Here is an 18,190-nt window from a genome sequence, read left to right on the forward strand (position 1 = left end):
CGGATATAGAGGCAGAATCAGATATCTTGCGAATTGACCAAGATTGTCTTATAATAAGAGTACAAAGTTGCCAGTAGTGAAAGGCACAAGCTTCAACGCCTTTTCCCCGTATGTGTAAAAACACATCTCTCTAATATAGGGGGACGTTACGGATTCGACAGGGATGGTTCAAGCTTGAGCTGCGCGTCGGAGGTCTCGGCTTCGTCATCAACGGAAGTTATATAATAACTGGCAAACAACAAAATTTAGCATACGCAGCGTAAGCTCGTAAGCGCTCTACCTATCCATCGCCCATGTGGATAACGTAGGGCCCAACTTTAGTGGGATACGGTCGGTGGTGCCGCTTGAGTCACCGTCAAGAGATTTCCAAGCTAGCGTGCAGGACGCCTGTTTGTCGGCATAATGCCACGCGAATCGTAAGTAGGCAAACTACACGCGTAGACGCTTAAGTATTGGAGTTTCTGGACGCGGGTTCGACTCCCGCCGTCTCCATAATTGAATTTATCGTTAGAGATAGCGTTAAATCAACGTTTATAGAAGTTAGGGTATCTAGATGAAGGTGTTAAACTTTCAAAAAGACTCCCTAACTTTTTTCGTTTTTAGGATATTACATTTATATAATGAATTTCGTTTATAAACCTTCTAATTCAGATGATGAATGGGAGGTTTTTTTATTTGGATAAAAGTAGAAAACACGGTGTATTTTCAATGGGAAACGCATGTTTAATCAATCCAAAGAAGAATGATCGTTGGATTCCTATTGAGTATGCTTTGGAAGTCGTATTTAGACAAATGAATATCGCTGGAAACAGGCCGCGTACTATCGACAGCTATGGTTATATTTTCCGTAGCTTTTGCAAGGTAAATAACATCCGCTATGTAGAGGAAATAACAATAGATACAATTTATTTCTATTTGGAGAATTTGGATGTATCGCAAAGAACCAAGAAAATACGTTTGAAAACGATAAAAGCAGTGTTAGGAAAGTTTTATTTTAATGATTGGTTAAAGGAGAAGTTCTGGTTAAAGATTCAAATCAAGGTCGATACAGAAGTGAAAGCGGCAGCTAAAGAAAGTGACATTCTTAAATTAGTTCACTCTATTGATAAATCAACATTCATTGGTTTTAGAGATGTTACTGCAATTTTGTTAATGTATCGGACTGGTATACGCATTCATACACTTTGCGAATTAAAAGAAAGGCATATTGACTTTGAACATAAATATCTAAATTTGGATGGGTCAACATTAAAAAACCATAAGTTTTTAAAACTACCGATAGATGACGAGTTAACAGAAATGCTTCAACTACTAATTAAGCAAAATAAGAAGATACGTCAACACTATAAGATCAGTAATCAAAGTGTGTTCATTACTCAAAATGGCTTATCTATGAGTACGTCAAAATCCTCTAACTGTGCGATTTCAAAGCAGCTTAATAAGTATTCAAAACGTTTTGGTTTAGAAAATATTAACCCTCATGCTATTAGACGAGGATATGCGAAGAATTTGTTGGAGAAAGGTGCTAGTGTGCCGTTGATTAGTAAAGCACTTGGTCATTCAGATTTAGCAGTAACAACACAATACCTTGATCTAAATGTAGATGAAGTAGCCAATAGTTTAAAGGAATATTTATAGACAAATAAAAAGGAGAGTGTTCAAGGCACCCTCCCAAGTACTAAGTGTTTGGCGACACGTTAGTACAACTCTTTAATTACGACAAATTAAATATGAGTTTCAGTCCCTTCATTTTACTTTAAAAAAAGATAAAGTGCAAAGGTCTAGTTTCCTATTGTCTTTTTTAGGTGAAACTCTTTCGTGGTTGCCCACTAACTCGAATCAAAACTAAACTGGAAAGGTTATGACTTAGCCGATGCAATAATTAAGTCTAGGATACAAAAAAGCATTTCCTTGTTAATGCAAGTATCTGAATGGTGCTGACAACCAATAAAGGTCAGGTGTGGAAGATCTGATTAGTTACGGCTATGCAGAATACATCACAAATTGTAAAAGTTGCTGAGTTCCTCGTTAACAGTAGGATAGGCATTAACGAATACGTAGAAGGTCGTATAACGAGTTACAAGAACTATCGGGGGCGGAAGTAGATTAGTAGGTGTATTGTTCGAGAGAACGCATTTAACAAGGGCATACATATACGGATACCTCAAATGACGGATTCATGTATTAAAGCAGATGTCTTGTCTTTGTTAGTTGAATAGTTTTTATTCGCTAACTTAGGCAAACATTATTAGCACCAAGCCGTTTTCCTCAATTCTGGCTTCATGTTTGAGGTTGGTAATTCTATTGTCAAGTTAATTTAATCTCCCCATGTAAATTAAAGAATGCTTAAAAATTTAATATTTCCTGTCCTAATTCAGGTGCTTACAGCAAGTAACTAAGTGTAAGCCACAAAAGAAAAGGGGGGTAATAAATGGTGGCTATGAGAAGTAGTAATGTAATTTGTAAGGATAATCTAAAACCGGGTGAGTTTGAACTATTTCCAATTCAATTAAATTTTTATCTACAGCTAGAGTTAATAAAGCATGTAGATATTAGCGTCTATATGAAGCTATTGCAATTATATAATCGTGAGGAAGGTTACGCTTTCCCTACGATAGCAAGGTTAATGGTGGATTTAAAGATAGGTGGTAAGGCTACTATTGATAATAGCTTAGATAGACTAGAAAAATCAGGACTAATTGAAAAAGCGAAGGGTTATCGAGGAAATAATATTTACTACGTCTACAAACCATTAGATAAATATGAACTTAATAAACTTCTTCCTGAAAAAGTTGTGAAGTATAAAGAGTTTGAAGAAAAAATATTAAAAAATGCAAACCTAGATAAGGTGAGATACCAGCAACACTTACAGGATCAACAGGTGAACTAAGATCAAGCAAATATTTAAAATGTGATTAACAATTCATAAGAATATTGATATACCAGCCTTTGTTTAGATTGAAAGTCACAATTTTTAATAATCACTAAAATAGGGTGTTTTAAAATTGAACTTGAGTAGTTCAGAATCTGTACTTTATATAGTTCTAAAACAGAACGTTATACAAACTTACTTATACAGACTTATATATACAAACTTAAATATATTCTATAAAGAATACTGCTAAAGAGAATGCTATTAAATAAATATAATTAAGAATTGTAATTACGTTCAAATATTGAACCATTGACGACATTGTGGTTTTACGCTGGTTTGTGTGGAGTGGAATGTTGAGAATTTTTCGGAGGGGTCTTAAATGATTGCAAAACCAACTGTTACAGTACAATTAAATAAAGAAGATAATGAAATGTTAAATAATCTGGTCGATAGATTAACCAATGAAACTAGGGTAAATAAAGCACCTTCTAAAGCTGAGGTTTTAAGATATGTGTTAAGGTTTACTAGTCAAAATATGGATTTACCTAAGCTATATGAGGAATTAAGGGTAGAAGCAGAAGTTGATAAAAAGAAAAATGAATTATTGGAACAAGTATATAGTGAGTATAAGAAGAAAACAGATTCAATTATAAGTGAGTAATTATGTGATTAAGTCAGGAAAATATAATTCCTGGCTTTTTTATTTAATCGTGTCCTAAAATTTAATGGATCTGCAAGTACCTAAGTGTAAGGACTGGATAAGTCCTAAAAAACACTTGGGGGTACAGAAAATGAAATATAGTAAAGAGGAACAAGAAACGAATTTTATTTATGAAGCTGCAACAGATCAATGGACAATATATAGTAGCGTTCCATCTCATATTAAATCCTTTATGAAAAACCCTATTCTAAATAAAGAGAATTTCAAGGTATTAACGGAACATGAAGGAAAACCTACTGGCATTGAGTTTAAAGTTGAAAATGCCTTTGTAACAAAGAACTTTTTCAAGAAGAAACGAACTATAAGTGAAGAACATAAACAGGCTTTACGTAAAGGAAGATTAGAAAAAAGGGCATAAAAATAATCCCCCTAAAGCAGTTAAGCAATAAGGGGAATACATATTATATTAAAATGTTCATCTAAATACTACAGCGGCATAAAATTTATAATATTAAAATCTTTATTAAAAGTCTAAAGCTTTCACTCGGTTATTACATAACCTCCGTTTATATCTATATGAAACTAAATTATTTATTACTATCACAGCTATATTTTAATAATTATATTAGTGCCTTATTTATATATAGTGCTATGCACCCGAACGAAGTGAGGTATATCTTTTATAAATGATTCTGTGACAAGAATAGACTTATCCTTAAACCTTAAATACTTATCTTTTCGAGGCTAACGCCCATTTCTTATAACAGTTAATTTAATCTTATATCTCTTAGGTTCTTCTATTACTAGTTCTTAAAACATACCCACTTTACAGGCACTTTTTTAAAGAATTTTTTACCCAATCTTAGAACCCTTGATATGACTGGAATTGTTAAAGTAACAAATTTAGTGATTAACCCTTAATGAACCTGTATAGATTTTTGCCATTTGACAGCATTAGTTTATTAGTCACAAAAAGAGTGATTAACCGTGTGATTATTAAATTCTGTGAACCCTTGATATATAAGGGTTTTTCAAGTTTGTTAATCACAAGGGAAATATTATGTATTATAGCAGGAAAATAGTTCCTTTTGTCGAATTAAGTTGATGAAAGGGGGGGATTATCTATGCCTACTAAGATTACTATGAATAGTGGTAAAGAATTTATAATCGCTGAAAATGCAGAGTACATTATTTCGTCATTTTTTAACGAAAATAAATTGCCGATGGGTGGGACTACTAGGGTTTTGAAAAATACTTTCCTTTGCCTTGATGATAATAGAGATATCTTCATCAATCCGTCACACGTATCATCCGTAGAAACCGTAGATTAACAATTTTCATAAGCACCCATCTTATCTAGGGTGCTTCTTTATACGTGAAATACCGCTTGTACGCTGTGCTTACGTGTGCAATCAGAAAATATTTATTTGCACAAAAGCTAGATAATTAAAGGGTTGAAGCTTTTTTGTTGGTAAGGTATGCACAATTAAAAAAAGAACGACTAATTAGTCATCCAAATAGTTTATTTAGGTATGCTGAAATTATTCTTTTGAAAGTCTTTTTAAAGCATCACCGTTCTGTTCCACCAATTTATTAAACGAGTCTTCAATCCGTACTTTCTTTTTAGCACGGATCAGTGTGCTTTTTGATATTCCAGTTAACTCTTCAACTTGTGTATATGAATTAGTTTCTAACAAATGTAAAGCATGATCAATCTGTTTTTTAGTGTACTTAGGTGGTCTACCTTCCTTAAAGTCAGGACTCTGTTTAGCAATCGCTTTTCCTTCTTGAGTACGTTCTACAATTAAATTCCTTTCCATTTCAGCAACCGCTAGTAAAGTTGTTAAAAAGAAACGTCCCATTGTTGTATTTTCTAAAAGTCCCACATTCAATACATGAACCCTAACACCTCTGGAAAACAGTTCTTTGACTATCTCGATGCCTTCTACAGTGTTTCTTGCTAGTCTGTCTAGTTTAGTTACTACTAACGTGTCACCCTCTTGTATAAGATCCATAACGGCTTTTAATTTTGGTCTATCTGCTTTAGTTCCAGTGAATTTCTCAGAATAAATTTTATCGCAGCTTTCATTTTCTAATTGTTGTAATTGTACCTCTAGATCTTGTCCTTGCGTTGACACCCTTGCATATCCATATCTCATGTTGTTACACTCATTTCTATGTATTTTGAGGTTTGCTTATGACACTAAGTAATGACACCTTTTGATGTCTTGATAATACTGGATCTATAAAACGGTGTCAATACTTTTAAGTTATGACACTTTCATAAAAAAATAAAGCCGAATATAATTCGGCAAATTAAATCCTATACTCAATTTGTCTTACTTGTTACCATTTTTATTTAAAAGCCAAACAATAACGGCCACTAGACTGGCCCCAGATACATACTTCATAGCGTAAATGATAGTTTCTATTATTTCTTTTTGATTATTTGATTTAAAGTAATCTTTTAAAACATCTGCTTTTATATCATCGTTTTCTATACCTTTAATTGCTTCAATGATTTGAAGTGCTTTTTCTTTTTCGTTTATAGAAACCTCTTTATCTAATTCAGTAAAATGCTTTAAAAAATTCAGTTGTTCAAAAGTTTCACCAATTTTGTTTCGAATTTCTGAACCTTTTTCACCTACTTTATTTCTTAAGTCAATTATTTTATTACTTTCATTTTTCTCCACTTTCTCTTCCATCGGTTTCACCTCTCAATTGATTACTATACTAAATCAATATTACTACATCTTCCATATATTGAAAATAATATAGTATCTAGTTTAGAGTACTATCCACTTCTAAGAACAAATGAAACGTAACTATCACAAGTCAACCACAAAGGATTGAACCCCCATGCCCCTTGAAAGTAAAAGTGTTACCACGTATCAAAAATCACTTTCAAAAGGGGGTACTACAAAGGACGGTATCAGGAAGGTATATGAAACGGTAATAGGAAAGTATATGGAACAGATCAGGAAGAAACGAAAAAAAGGAAAGAAAAGAAAAAGAAAAGAAATGAAAAGAACCAGCACCAGCAATGATTGAATGACAAACAGAAAGAAAAAGAAAGTGAAATGAAAAGAAAGACAAACAACTATAAAGGGAACAATACTGCACTAACAGTAAAGTCAGTACAGGTGCTTTTCTTTCTATACATAGGCAAGGTATACAAGGGGGTAGAGGCTACTGTATATGGTCGGTCTGGTACTTGTAAAATATACACCATGTTTTAAAAACCTTTTTCGACGGTAAGCTAATAAATAGACGATGAGAGGACGATTTTAAGCCATTTAACCTTAACTTTGTGGGTAGTTGTCTGTTTCGATTCGTCTGAGGGCTTTATATTGGTAAGGGGTGGTTAAGGTTTTTGGCATTATGAATCAGCCTTATCCATATAAAAATTTTGCGGTATTTTTTTATAACTTTTTAAGCACAAAAATGAAGACTAAAGCTGTTAGAACTTAATTAGCTGTACTTAGCCTTAGCCTGTTTCTTTCTATATTCCTCATTCACAGTGTTCTTACAATCAAAGCAGTTAAACCTTTTACCTAGAAAGCCTGTCTTTTCCTTAGGAAAGCTGTGACTAGGTTTAATAGAATGACAGCTAGTACACTCTAAATAAAGGGTGTCAGTGTCGTCTTTATATGCTTTACGTCCTCTACTACTCATAGCGTATAATCTTAATTCTGTCACTCTATCAACCCCTCAGACTTAAAGTAATGTTTTAGGATATTAGGATTAACCTTTAGTTCCTGTGCTATTTGTTGATAGCTGTAATCCTCCCATATCATTTCGTTAACCTTATTTAGTAAGGCTTGTTGGTCTTTCTTCTTACCCTTAGCTTTATGTCTAGCACTAACGTGTTCTAATCGTTCACCATTCTTGTCACCATAAGGCATATTACATAGGTGTTGCTGGTGTTGTTTACCTAACATATGACCAGCCTTACTAAAGAAAGAAACCCCACACTTATTACACTTACAGACCATTACAGCATGAGGATTAACATAAGCTGTGAGAGGTGTTACAGTGCCACCATAGATCTCACTTAATTTAGTTTCAAACTGTTCTTTATTCAATATAATGACCACCTTTCAAGTAATAGAAAAACCCCACCAGCAATAAAGCCAGTGGGTTATTTTTATGGAAAATTATATTATTAACGTCTATCGTTCATCGCAAGTCCAGCCCTTGCACGTTCCACTTTAGCTTTTGCTTCTTTCTCAATAAACTCTTGACGTATAGCCTCGCGTTTTTCATCAGCCTCACGTAAAAGACGGTTATGTTCTGCTAAAGCGTTACCTAGTTCGTCTTGTTCTTCCGGTGTTACTTTCTTTTGTTCATAGATAGAGAAACCGCTATTCATAGGAACAATTTTTTCATTTCGTCGCATTTCATCAACTGCCATACCTAAGGACATACGAACTGTTAAAGGTAAATTCTTGATTTGGTCATGTGCCTTAGCGTCTCCGTGTGCTAAAGCCTTTACTAATTCTTGATTATATTCTGCCATAGTTAAAACCACCTTATTTTAGATTTTTTTAAGTTTTTCCCTTTAAAGAGAAATTACTATTGTGTAGATGAATAAAATAGGGAAGGCATTAAGCCAACCCAACTCAATAGGAGGTTAATTTATTTTCATTTAATATTAACGGTGAACTAACTTTCCCCTAATACTAGTGTATAAACACATAGGTCAGTACAGGGTGTTTCTAATATTTTATTATTGTGCTTAATTTGTTTTTCTTATGTGGAAAATACCTAATAATTACTTTATATAGTTATATAAAAGCAGGTGTGTTAGGGCTGTAGAATCAAAGTGGCTTCTAAAGATAAAGTTTTTAAAGGAAAACTAGGCGATTACTCTGATATTTTATTCAATAGAGGGCAAGTGAATAGTTGTTAGAGGGTTAAGTTAATAGAAAAACTCTATTATTAGGTAGAATTGGATTAAAAAGAACACTTTAAATTTTAAGGGAAATGTTTAAAATATTTCCTCAGAAATTTTTGAAGTGAAGATGATTATTATTTAATTGAAATAAAAATGGACATGTGTTGGAGTCGATAATAAATAGAGGTGTAGCTACTTTATGAATTACACCTCTATTTTTCTTAATCTTTTCTTGTGAGTAGAAAAATAAATGTTAAGCCTAATACGATGATTGTGATAGTCGAGTTATACTCATCTAATAAATCATCCAATTTATTGTCAACAGTACTATTTAAACCATTTAATATAAATCCAAAAATAATAAATAAAGAAAAAGCAATTGCAATCCAGAAAGCACGTTTATTAGGCTTTTTTTCAATTTTTTCTACTATTAGTAATAGTACAAATGAGAACATCGCTATACATAAGCCCCAAACAGAATTTATATTACTTACTGATGGAAGCAATGTTGCAGCACCGTAAATTATAATAGCTGTACCTATTATGTAATAAAAAGCTAATCTAAGGTTGTTTGGTTTAAACACTTTAAGAATTTGATTTATTAAAAGTCTTAATAAGCGATATTTCCCATTAAGACATTCAGTATAAATTAAATGAATAATAACTAGAACATCTAGCCATATAAGATAATCAATAATGCTGAGTCCCATAACTGTATCTCCCTTAATTATTTCAAAGTAATAATGTAGAAATTTTTACTAATAATGATAGATTTGAATATTAAAGTGAAAAGTGTGCAAGAAAAGTAAGAACTGTCTTATATATTTCCTTAACAGTATCCCAACCAGCAACTATAGTAATTATAGAAGAGATCAACCCAACTATTATAATTATAAAGTTTATCAATTTAATGATTATGTTTTCAGATATTTTCATGAAAGTACCGTACTTAATAATTCCAGACCAATATAGTAGAGTAATTGGAAATGTTACAAAAAACTGTACGCCTTCTTGAAGAAGCTGAATAGGGTTCTTCATTTCTCTTTTAATTCTAGCAATTGTTTCTTCGTAATTTGATATTCGAATTAAAAAGAAATTGTTTACCCCTTGTAATTCATCAGATATTATTACTGGATTTCTTAAAGATTGGACAATATTGACCACAAGGGGATAGTTACTAATCATATAACTGGAAAAAGCAGGTCTATAATCGACAAGACCTGTTGAACCTAATAATTCCTGTGCCTTTCCCGATTTTTTGATTAAATATGTATATAATTGGCTTTCTTCCTCAGTTTGTGTCTCTCTATTTAAGAACTTATCTAAGTATAGAACATAGCGTTCGTTATACTCTAATAAGAATTGTAATTCTTTATTAAATCTAGAAATATCTCGGATTTTTAATATAAATCCGAAGGCAATTAGCCCAAACAATATAATAAAAAAATAAACAATTTTGCATCTCTCGAAATAACCCAGCAGGTTATGTTTTATTTCCTTTCTTTTTGTGATTCTCTTGGTTTTGAATGTTGCTTACTTAAGTAGATTTGTATTAAAGAATCAATTGCTACAAAAGTTACGAATACTTCCTTAATAACATTTAACATTTCGGAAGGAATAATATTTAGATTGATATTTGAAAATGTTAGGAAGTTATAAGAAATATAAATAGCTATCATTATCATGTAGGTGTACATTCTAGTGAAAGCAGTGTTTGTATATTTTTTTAGATAATTTCTAAACAATTTAGTTTTAAAGGATTCAATTATAAATCTCATCACTAGGTTACTCTTATATGCAAAGAAGAGAACTGATAACAAACTTAAAATATATATAATTCCTTGACTATATTGTTCAAGAATAGAATATTTTTCTCCTAGTCTCAGAAATAATAAGGAAGGTAAAAAATAAATACCTAGAAATAAAATTATTGATAAAATAGGTGCAAATGTATACTGAAAATAAATAAAACCAATAGCAGGTATAACTAAAATTTTATTATAAATAAATGAAAGTACCTTATTTTTTTTAAGTATTTCAGAAAATAAGATACCTACACCAGTAATGACTAAAAAGTAGCCCAACCAACCTTGTAAAATAGTGTTGAAGATACCATCAACTGAAAGTGATAAATTCCTTACAAGCAAGTAGCCCATAAATATAAAAAATATGCCTATAATCTTTGCAATAATCACATAATCACTTCCTGATTTAAACTGTTAATTTTTCGTTAAAAAACGCTTTAATTCATCTATAGAGAAAGCTGGTTTTCTTTTGTGAAGCATAGCATGACAATTAGGGCATACAGGTCTTAGATCAGCAATAGGGTCAACTTCATATTCTTCTCCAATTTGATTTAATTCAATTAGATGGTGGACATGGATAAACTCTTTTCCAACTTCACCATACATCTCGGCAAAGTTAAATCCACATACTTTACAGTTGTAACCGTAGTGTTCTATACATTTTTTTCTTGCGTCAGGGTTTCTTTCATATGCGTTAACAGTAATTTGTTTCTTCGCACCTTCTATAAATGTTTCATTTTCAGGTAATTCCTCGGTTAGAATAAATTTATCTATTTCCAAAACAGGAGGTAGATCCATGTCAAAATATTTTAACTTAACAACTTGATTTGGGAATGACACCTTTAACTCATCAGTTGTAATAAACTCTTCCTCATTAAAAAATTTAACATTAGTTAGTACAATGCAACCTATTTCACGGTTGTAATCATATTCTGTGTAGTTAATTACAGAATGTTTTTTTGCATATTTATTAGAACGACTTCTTAATTCCTCAATACTTTCAACTCCATTACCATTACCAAACCGTTCCCATGCTTCCTTTATTGTTAGGTTATCGTAATAACTAAAATTACCTAAACCACAAATTTTACGATAAGGTGCTTTAAGCAAAAATAATAGATTATCGCCTTTTGACAATCTTTTAACATTCCAAGGCGTTGGTGTCCAAAAGTTTATCTCATGTGGAATGTTGTTTCTTTTTACTAAATATGTATACCAATCTATGTCTGTAGGTGCTATTGCAAACATACTATACAATCCTTCCATTACAGTAGTAATAATTTCTTTAGAATGGAATAAATGAAACCTATTTTCCATTCATTGCTACTTTAAAATAACTCAAAACATCCACTAGGTGGTAAATTTCATAACCTTTTTCTTTAAGGTCTATATATGAATCTGTTTGTATAGTTCCCTGTACAATAATTGATTTTACTTTCTTAGCCCTAGACTTAAATATTTTCCCACCGCGAGAAACAATTTCAGTTGTAACAAGGGTTTCTATGTTTTTAATAAAAACTTTAAAATTGTCAACATTCTATCCCCCTATCTTTTGATTTGTAACGATCACCTTTGCCTTTACCAACGTAAAATATATCTCCAGTTTTACATATAAACCATTCATATACATAAAAAATCTTTTCTTTGCTTAATCCTTCTTCACTTGGTAAAGTTGAGAGTCCAACTTTTAATTCTCCATTTTCAAAACCAACCTTAATATTCATCACTTCATATCTCCATTTACTTAAATATTTTTATGATAAATTAACCCTTTATAATTAACTACCTAATTAGTTGTTAATAATTAGAAATTGGTTATTATAATTATATAGGAAATTATTCCAAAGGGTGGAGATTATTTGAAAAGTAAACTAATAGATTGGGAAAATTTTTATAAAGAACAAACAGAAATTTTTGAAGAAATGTTTAATAAGTTTGGAGTTCTAATTGAAAATAATGATTATAATAAAGTTCTTTTTGAGACAATATTTTGGGGATATAAAGGATTTTTTAGTCTAGCAGAGTTTGAATATTTATTTGGATATATTTTGAGTAGGAACAATGTAAATGCTAAAACAAATTGTTTTAGTTTTGATGATTTAACAAAAGTCAAAAAATGTTTAGAGTCGCTATTAGAAGCATGGGAACATTCAAATAATGCAAGGAAAGTTAAGGATACGAAAAATATAAAAGATCATACGAAAAATGCCTTATTAGCGTCTGTAACAAGTGATTATGTATTTCAAAGAGGTGAGAAAAATCTAGATTTACTTAGAAAAACGAATATAGGTATTTTTAGTCAGCTTAGTAGGGAAATGAAAATATATTTTGGTTTTAATATTGAAGAAGCCTATTTAATAATGGATTATGTATTTGAAAAATACAAAGAAGCAATTACTGATATTACAAACCAACTTATTAAGGTTACTAATGGTAATAAAAATTTGTTCTTAGAAAAACTGCCTAGTATTGACAAAAGTGCGTTTTTAATAACTATCCCACAATGTTCAAATGAAACTGGATTAGATAGTTCTGTGATAGAAAAGTTTTTTGAAATGTATAAATTAGAAATAGAAACTATTGAGACATCTTATAACTTTAAATACCCGACTGATTATAATTCATTTAGAGAAAATCCTATTATAAAAATGTCTAACGGCTATATATTACCGTGTATGACTACACTTTATTATGAATTAGCACCTAAATTGACTGAGGCTTTAATTAACAATCAGGCTACTAAAGATAAATTTCTTAAAAAAAGAGGAGATTATTTAGAAGAGGAAGTAAATAATTACTTTGCTAGAGTTTTTCCAAATTCAAAACTTTATAATTCACTTTATTATAAAGTTATTGAAGATGGTATAGAAAAAAGGTGTGAATTAGACCATTTAATAATTTATGATACTAATGTTTTTATTGTTGAATCAAAAAGTGGGAAATTTTCAAAGCCTGCTAGGAGAGGGGCATATAATAGTTTTAAACAAGAAGTTCAAGAAAGTATAGAATATGCTTTTAAACAAGCAAAACGAACTAAAAACTATATCTTTGATAATGAAATTCCAATTTTCACTGATGAAAATGGAACAGAAATTACTGTTAATATAAATAAAGATTTAGTTATAAATTGGTTTTTAATAAATGTAACTTTAGAAAATTTTGGTGAAGTGGCTACTAATCTTAGTACATTAAATGATATTGGTATATATGAATATAATGAATATCCTTGGTCAGTTAATTTAAACGATTTAGAAAAAATATATGAATACTTAAAGCATCCAAGTCAATTTATTCATTATATATATAGAAGACTTCAATCAAATAATAGTCAAACTAATAAGGTTTTAGCATTTTATGAACTAGATTTTTTATATCATTATCTGAATCACAATATTTATTTTGAAGATGAAGAAAAAGCAATAATTTTTCTAGAAACAGGAGGTAATGAAGTACTAAACAATGCGATAACCGATAAGGAAGACCTTAGTAAGTATCAGCAATATATGCCTCTTGAAATTCTACAAGTAATAGAAGAGTTAGAAAATAAAAGACCACTTGGTTATTCAGAAATAATTTTGAATATATATGAACTTAGTAAAGAAGGAAGAGAAGATTTTATAAATGCCTTCAAAAAGGGTATTGAAGATTATAAAAACGTTAATAAAGAAATAGAAATAATTCTTGAATCTGAAAATTTACTTTCCCATATTTTTATAGCTGAAAAAAAGAATTTTGATACTGAAAAGTGGAAGGGATTAACTCATCTAAGATTTTACCAAGCAAGATATAAAAAAATGGTATGTTTTATAAAGTATATGGACGAGGACGAAGAAAAATTATTTAATGGATTCATGATTTTAAGCGAGAAGGAATGGAGAGAAGATCCTGAGATAGAAATGATTTCTGCGAAATTAGGAAATTATAAACTTAAAGGTATTAGTATAAAGTAGTAGGTTGAGATAGAATAGACAGGAAAATAAATTGATATTTTAAAAGGAACAGTAAAAAGATTTTCTTTTTATTTTGAAAAAATAAGTTATACTAATATCTAGAGAAGGTTCTATAGACCGAGTTCAAATTAAATGTAATACACCTTAACTATATAAACTAAATGAGTGGTGCCGCTTGAGTCACCGTCAAGAGATTTCCAAGCTAGCGTGCAGGACGCCTGTTTGTCGGCATAATGCCACGCGAATTGTAAGTAGGCAAACTACACGCGTAGAAGCTTAAGTATTGGAGTTTCTGGACGCGGGTTCGACTCCCGCCGTCTCCATACAGTGAAATGTACTGAATTTCATGGAGTGTCACAAACGTTGATTTATCAACGTTTATGACACTTTTTTAATGCCTTTGAATTGTCCTGAATTGGACTGAAACCTTATTATCCTTTTTGTTGTTCTTAGTGCATTAATCATTTTAGTTGTATAAAAGGACAGAACAAAAAGGTAGTCTTTATTTTAACTTTAATAATTATTATACTTCTTCTTATTGGTGTGGCGATAGTTATTAGAGTTGTTGTGCAAAATTTCGCTCCATACACCAAAAGATTAGTAACTCATTAATTGTAATTAAATAACACATTGGTAAGCCGTATGCCTTAATAGGGCACGTAAGGTTTGATGAGGGGGTGGCCATGAAAATGGTCACCCTACTCTATGTTTATAGAAAATAATTTGTATAACATATTTTATTCACTATCATTAATATATAACTACATTTGCTGTATAATTTTTTTATAGATATTTTAGTTTTGAAAATTTTATAAATGTAGGTGAATAGATGAATATTGATTACATAACTTTAAGTGCTTTAATAATTTCTATACTTGCACTGATATATACTGTTAGGACGTACTTGTTAAAATCAGGAGAAAAAGTGCGAGGAAGTTATGGTGTAACTTCAACTGTTGATAATGAGGATATATACCTTAGTCGTGTTACTTTGGAAAATTTGAAAGATAGAGCAATTGTAATATTTAGTATCTATTTACAAGTTGGGGAAAATTACTATATAGAGTTAGAAGATTTTGAAGAAGAACCATTAATTTTAAAACCATTTGAAGTATACAGAAGTCATTATGATCCTATTTTATTTTACTCTGTCAATACTAAAAGAATTAAACTTGATGATTTAATTGAGGATAGAAATGTTAAGAAAAAAATTATATTATCAACTTCTAATGGTAAGCATGTGGTGAAACCATTTAAAAAGCACTGGAATCCTATTTCATTATTTTTCAAAAATCATCTAACAGCTGTGGTATCTATAAATAGATTAAAGTATAAGGGAATTGGTTATGGTTCGAATATAAAATATTTGATTGAATTGTCCTATGATAAAGAAGAGGATATTGTAATCAAAGTGCATCAAAATGATTATCAAGTAAAAAAATTTAAGAGCTTTACATACACTAAAGAATGTCTTGAAAATAAGGATACCTTGAAACAATTTATGTTACAACAAAGAGAAGAAGGAAAAATAGATTTTGTAAATATAGAAGTGCATGATTTCAAGAAAGCCTATCTAGATAGATTAAAAAGTTTTAATAAAAATGAAATTATAGAGGCAAAATATTATGGAAAGATGAAATACCATATAATAGGAAAATTATATACAGTATACTCTAATCTAAGATTAAAGTATGAAAACAATAAAATTAAGCGTAACAATCAAAAAAAGATCAAAGGAGTTAATAAAAAAACTAGTGAGTAAATAATATATAATAATAGTTGCTCTTATTATTTGAATCATATATATAAAAATAAACTATTAAAAAGTCCAAAAAAGCCTTATAAACATTGATGTGATAAGGTTTTGGGATCTTAGAACAGTAAACACCCGCCGACTCCGTAAATAAATATTTTAAGTTAATAAAAAGAGAATGGAAACAAGCCATTCTCTTTTTAATTATTATAATTCCCTCCATTTTCCGCAACCAAATAAGTCTTAACTTCCCGTTGCTCCTCATACACCCTTCGAATACGTCCCTCCAAATATTCGGCCAAGGCTTTATCGGTACAATACACATAACATCCCTTTTGCCCGCGTGTCATAAGTGTGCGGTACGTATTCCGGATGATTTGGTCGACTTGTTTGTTGGCTTCTTCTGGTTGCTCTTTCATTTTCTTTTTGATGCCTCTGATGGATTGATCGGTTTTGGCGCGTTTTGTATAATCTGTAATAACCTGTCCATTTTCATATCGTAAATCGTCTCCAACAATGACTCCGACATAATCAAATTCAAGACCCTGGCAGGTGTGGATACAGCCGGCTTCTTGAATGGAATCCTCGCTAATTGCCCAGATTTCATTTCCAAGATTCCAACTGATGGAGAAATTGTGATCTGGGATGACAATGTCATGTACATCGCTTTTGTTTTTTCCTTCAGAAATCCAATCCCAGCAATAACCTGCAACCATTCGCGATTTATTATTTATTTTATTTTTCTCTTTTATTGTTTCAAACAGAGTATTTGGATTATCAAATACTTGGAAGTCATAGTCCATTCCTAAATCATTTTGATTGGCCGTTTCCCGAATTCCCAATACATCATCAAGCCAAGCAATGTAACCATCGGAACCCTCACACCGGAATTGAGAAGCCAGTTCTCCGTGAAATACTTTGACACCCAGTTGTTCTGCAAATTTCTCTATTAAGCCCACACTCCCAATATCCTTTAGCGTTACTTTCTGAGCTTCATCGATAAAGAAAATACTAAACTTTGCACTGTTCATTAGTTCTTTCACTTGGTTTTCGCCCAGGTTGCTAAATAAACCGGATTTTTCATTTAATCGATGAGCTTCATCTACTATCAACACATCGAGCTCATTTTGATCGGCAGCATGAAAGCTTCCTGAACCTTTAAATAAATTATCGATACTTTTCTTCTTCATCGTGCCTTTCAGCTTTGTGGCATAGACATCGCGCGGAGCACTGTTTTTCGTGACATACATGGCGAAAAAGTCTTCCTGGATCATTTGAACAAGTAGGTTGATGGCCAGTACGGATTTTCCTGTACCTGGGCCCCCTTGCACGATAAAAACTCCTTTTTCATTCTCTTGAATGCAAATTTTCGCATAGTGAAGAATCTGTTCATAGACAACTTTTTGATCATCAATCATGACAAATTCAGGATTTCCTTGCAGCATGCTTGCCATACTGTCTTGCAAGGACTTGGATGGCTTAATACGTCCGTTATCGATTTGGAAGATGATATTATTTTTATCTCCGTACTTAATGTACTTCTTTATATAAGAACGAAGCTTTTGCATCTCGCCCTTACGGAAAACAGGCGCTTTCTCGATATGTTCAGAATAGTGCAGATCGGTTAGTGGATCGTTCTCCTGAATCAAGTAATTATGTAAATACGCACAAGGCTTCAGTTTAATCGGAATTTCCCGTACGTTTTGATTAAAATCCTCTATTAAACTCGCATAGCTCCAAGCTTGGTAGGAAGGGTGAGTCGTTTGCCGATTGCCGCCGCCAACAAAAGTTTCTACAACGACTGCATCCATTCGGTCGTTCTTCTGCACGGATTCCCACTGTTTTAGCTCGACGATGACCGCGTGATCGTATTGCCCGTCATTGCCTGCAATAATAAAATCCACACGTTTCCCGGTATTCGGAATTTTAAATTCAATGGCGACAGCAGCATCACGTGGTATTTCACGATCACGCAAAACATTGGACATACGTTGGAGTGAATGATCCCAAGAGCGGATCTCATTACGGGATGTCCTGCCGATTTTCTTCTGATAGACATTATATAAACGATCAACAATCTGCTCATTCTCAACATCTGATAAAAATCCAGAGGTTGTAGATGCGTAGATAATCATGAATTGGTCCTCATTTCAACTTCGTAATAATTAATCTTATTATTTATTTTAATGGATAAAAATTACTGTAACAATGAATTTGTAAGATTCCATACTAGAAAAAACAGCTTAGAA

The 18,190-nt window shown here is 31.6% G+C and carries 17 protein-coding genes and 2 other RNA genes; 9 read left to right on the forward strand and 10 right to left on the reverse strand.

Features of this window, described 5'->3' with window-relative positions:
• Positions 1 to 139: 139 nt before the first annotated feature.
• The 6 genes from ssrA (D1B33_RS09705) to D1B33_RS09730 all read left to right on the forward strand — a co-directional run bounded on the left by ssrA (D1B33_RS09705) (position 140) and on the right by D1B33_RS09730 (position 4,867).
• Positions 140 to 495: a transfer-messenger RNA gene (ssrA, locus tag D1B33_RS09705) on the forward strand.
• Between the two features lie 180 nt (positions 496 to 675).
• A complete protein-coding gene (locus tag D1B33_RS09710; protein WP_118876191.1) occupies positions 676 to 1,638 on the forward strand; it encodes a tyrosine-type recombinase/integrase in 963 nt (320 codons plus the stop codon).
• Positions 1,639 to 2,431: 793 nt separating this feature from the next.
• Complete coding sequence (locus D1B33_RS09715; RefSeq protein ID WP_118876192.1) at positions 2,432 to 2,890, forward strand: helix-turn-helix domain-containing protein; 459 nt, start codon at positions 2,432 to 2,434, stop codon at positions 2,888 to 2,890.
• Positions 2,891 to 3,254: 364 nt separating this feature from the next.
• On the forward strand, positions 3,255 to 3,536 hold the full coding sequence (locus tag D1B33_RS09720; RefSeq protein ID WP_118876193.1) for a hypothetical protein: 282 nt from the start codon (positions 3,255 to 3,257) through the stop codon (positions 3,534 to 3,536).
• Positions 3,537 to 3,666: 130 nt separating this feature from the next.
• On the forward strand, positions 3,667 to 3,954 hold the full coding sequence (locus D1B33_RS09725) for a hypothetical protein (protein WP_118876194.1): 288 nt from the start codon (positions 3,667 to 3,669) through the stop codon (positions 3,952 to 3,954).
• Between the two features lie 706 nt (positions 3,955 to 4,660).
• Entirely contained in the window at positions 4,661 to 4,867 is a 207-nt protein-coding gene (locus tag D1B33_RS09730; protein WP_118876195.1) for a hypothetical protein, read from the forward strand.
• A gap of 210 nt (positions 4,868 to 5,077) precedes the next feature.
• On the opposite strand, the gene D1B33_RS09735 is transcribed toward D1B33_RS09730, so the two are convergent.
• From D1B33_RS09735 to D1B33_RS09785, 9 genes are all read right to left on the reverse strand, one after another.
• Positions 5,078 to 5,695 (reverse strand): recombinase family protein, encoded by a 618-nt coding sequence (locus D1B33_RS09735; RefSeq protein WP_118876196.1) that lies wholly within the window; start codon positions 5,693 to 5,695, stop codon positions 5,078 to 5,080.
• A gap of 180 nt (positions 5,696 to 5,875) precedes the next feature.
• A complete protein-coding gene (locus D1B33_RS09740) occupies positions 5,876 to 6,241 on the reverse strand; it encodes a hypothetical protein (protein ID WP_118876197.1) in 366 nt (121 codons plus the stop codon).
• 990 nt (positions 6,242 to 7,231) lie between these two features.
• A complete protein-coding gene (locus tag D1B33_RS09755; RefSeq protein WP_118876199.1) occupies positions 7,232 to 7,621 on the reverse strand; it encodes an adenylate kinase in 390 nt (129 codons plus the stop codon).
• An 80-nt stretch (positions 7,622 to 7,701) separates the two neighbouring features.
• Positions 7,702 to 8,055, reverse strand: a complete 354-nt coding sequence (locus D1B33_RS09760) for a hypothetical protein (RefSeq protein ID WP_118876200.1) — start codon at positions 8,053 to 8,055, stop codon at positions 7,702 to 7,704.
• Between the two features lie 599 nt (positions 8,056 to 8,654).
• The gene (locus D1B33_RS09765; protein ID WP_118876201.1) at positions 8,655 to 9,143 is read right to left on the reverse strand and encodes a hypothetical protein; all 489 of its coding nucleotides are present in this window, start codon (positions 9,141 to 9,143) and stop codon (positions 8,655 to 8,657) included.
• Between the two features lie 70 nt (positions 9,144 to 9,213).
• Positions 9,214 to 9,867 carry a hypothetical protein gene (locus tag D1B33_RS09770; RefSeq protein WP_118876202.1) on the reverse strand — a complete coding sequence of 218 codons (654 nt, stop codon included), beginning with the start codon at positions 9,865 to 9,867 and terminating at the stop codon, positions 9,214 to 9,216.
• A gap of 56 nt (positions 9,868 to 9,923) precedes the next feature.
• Positions 9,924 to 10,628 carry a hypothetical protein gene (locus tag D1B33_RS09775; RefSeq protein ID WP_118876203.1) on the reverse strand — a complete coding sequence of 235 codons (705 nt, stop codon included), beginning with the start codon at positions 10,626 to 10,628 and terminating at the stop codon, positions 9,924 to 9,926.
• A gap of 24 nt (positions 10,629 to 10,652) precedes the next feature.
• A complete protein-coding gene (locus D1B33_RS09780) occupies positions 10,653 to 11,486 on the reverse strand; it encodes an HNH endonuclease (RefSeq protein ID WP_118876204.1) in 834 nt (277 codons plus the stop codon).
• Positions 11,487 to 11,767: 281 nt separating this feature from the next.
• Positions 11,768 to 11,965 carry a GIY-YIG nuclease family protein gene (locus D1B33_RS09785; RefSeq protein ID WP_158582957.1) on the reverse strand — a complete coding sequence of 66 codons (198 nt, stop codon included), beginning with the start codon at positions 11,963 to 11,965 and terminating at the stop codon, positions 11,768 to 11,770.
• A gap of 132 nt (positions 11,966 to 12,097) precedes the next feature.
• Here D1B33_RS09785 and D1B33_RS09790 point away from each other — a divergent pair, with 132 nt between their 5' ends.
• The 3 genes from D1B33_RS09790 (at position 12,098) to D1B33_RS09795 (ending at position 15,950) form a co-directional block, all read left to right on the forward strand.
• A complete protein-coding gene (locus tag D1B33_RS09790; protein WP_118876206.1) occupies positions 12,098 to 14,188 on the forward strand; it encodes an NERD domain-containing protein in 2,091 nt (696 codons plus the stop codon).
• Positions 14,189 to 14,205: 17 nt separating this feature from the next.
• Positions 14,206 to 14,504, forward strand: a transfer-messenger RNA (tmRNA) gene (gene ssrA, locus D1B33_RS18950).
• Between the two features lie 513 nt (positions 14,505 to 15,017).
• The gene (locus tag D1B33_RS09795; RefSeq protein ID WP_118876207.1) at positions 15,018 to 15,950 is read left to right on the forward strand and encodes a hypothetical protein; all 933 of its coding nucleotides are present in this window, start codon (positions 15,018 to 15,020) and stop codon (positions 15,948 to 15,950) included.
• 191 nt (positions 15,951 to 16,141) lie between these two features.
• Here the strand turns inward: D1B33_RS09795 and D1B33_RS09800 are convergent, their stop codons facing one another.
• Positions 16,142 to 18,076 carry a DUF2075 domain-containing protein gene (locus D1B33_RS09800; RefSeq protein WP_118876208.1) on the reverse strand — a complete coding sequence of 645 codons (1,935 nt, stop codon included), beginning with the start codon at positions 18,074 to 18,076 and terminating at the stop codon, positions 16,142 to 16,144.
• Between the last annotated feature and the right edge of the window lie 114 nt (positions 18,077 to 18,190).

This window comes from Ureibacillus yapensis (genome assembly GCF_003515775.1).
Taxonomy (GTDB): Bacteria; Bacillota; Bacilli; order Bacillales_A; family Planococcaceae; genus Ureibacillus; species Ureibacillus yapensis.

Bases quoted from the DNA above. Each gene is read 5' to 3' on its own strand.
- D1B33_RS09715 (WP_118876192.1), top strand. From the start codon at position 2,432: ATGGTGGCTATGAGAAGTAGTAATGTAATTTGTAAGGATAATCTAAAA.
- D1B33_RS09720 (WP_118876193.1), top strand. From the start codon at position 3,255: ATGATTGCAAAACCAACTGTTACAGTACAATTAAATAAAGAAGATAAT.
- D1B33_RS09725 (WP_118876194.1), top strand. From the start codon at position 3,667: ATGAAATATAGTAAAGAGGAACAAGAAACGAATTTTATTTATGAAGCT.
- D1B33_RS09730 (WP_118876195.1), top strand. From the start codon at position 4,661: ATGCCTACTAAGATTACTATGAATAGTGGTAAAGAATTTATAATCGCT.
- D1B33_RS09735 (WP_118876196.1), bottom strand. From the start codon at position 5,695: ATGAGATATGGATATGCAAGGGTGTCAACGCAAGGACAAGATCTAGAG.
- D1B33_RS09740 (WP_118876197.1), bottom strand. From the start codon at position 6,241: ATGGAAGAGAAAGTGGAGAAAAATGAAAGTAATAAAATAATTGACTTA.
- D1B33_RS09760 (WP_118876200.1), bottom strand. From the start codon at position 8,055: ATGGCAGAATATAATCAAGAATTAGTAAAGGCTTTAGCACACGGAGAC.
- D1B33_RS09765 (WP_118876201.1), bottom strand. From the start codon at position 9,143: ATGGGACTCAGCATTATTGATTATCTTATATGGCTAGATGTTCTAGTT.
- D1B33_RS09780 (WP_118876204.1), bottom strand. From the start codon at position 11,486: ATGTTTGCAATAGCACCTACAGACATAGATTGGTATACATATTTAGTA.
- D1B33_RS09795 (WP_118876207.1), top strand. From the start codon at position 15,018: ATGAATATTGATTACATAACTTTAAGTGCTTTAATAATTTCTATACTT.
- D1B33_RS09800 (WP_118876208.1), bottom strand. From the start codon at position 18,076: ATGATTATCTACGCATCTACAACCTCTGGATTTTTATCAGATGTTGAG.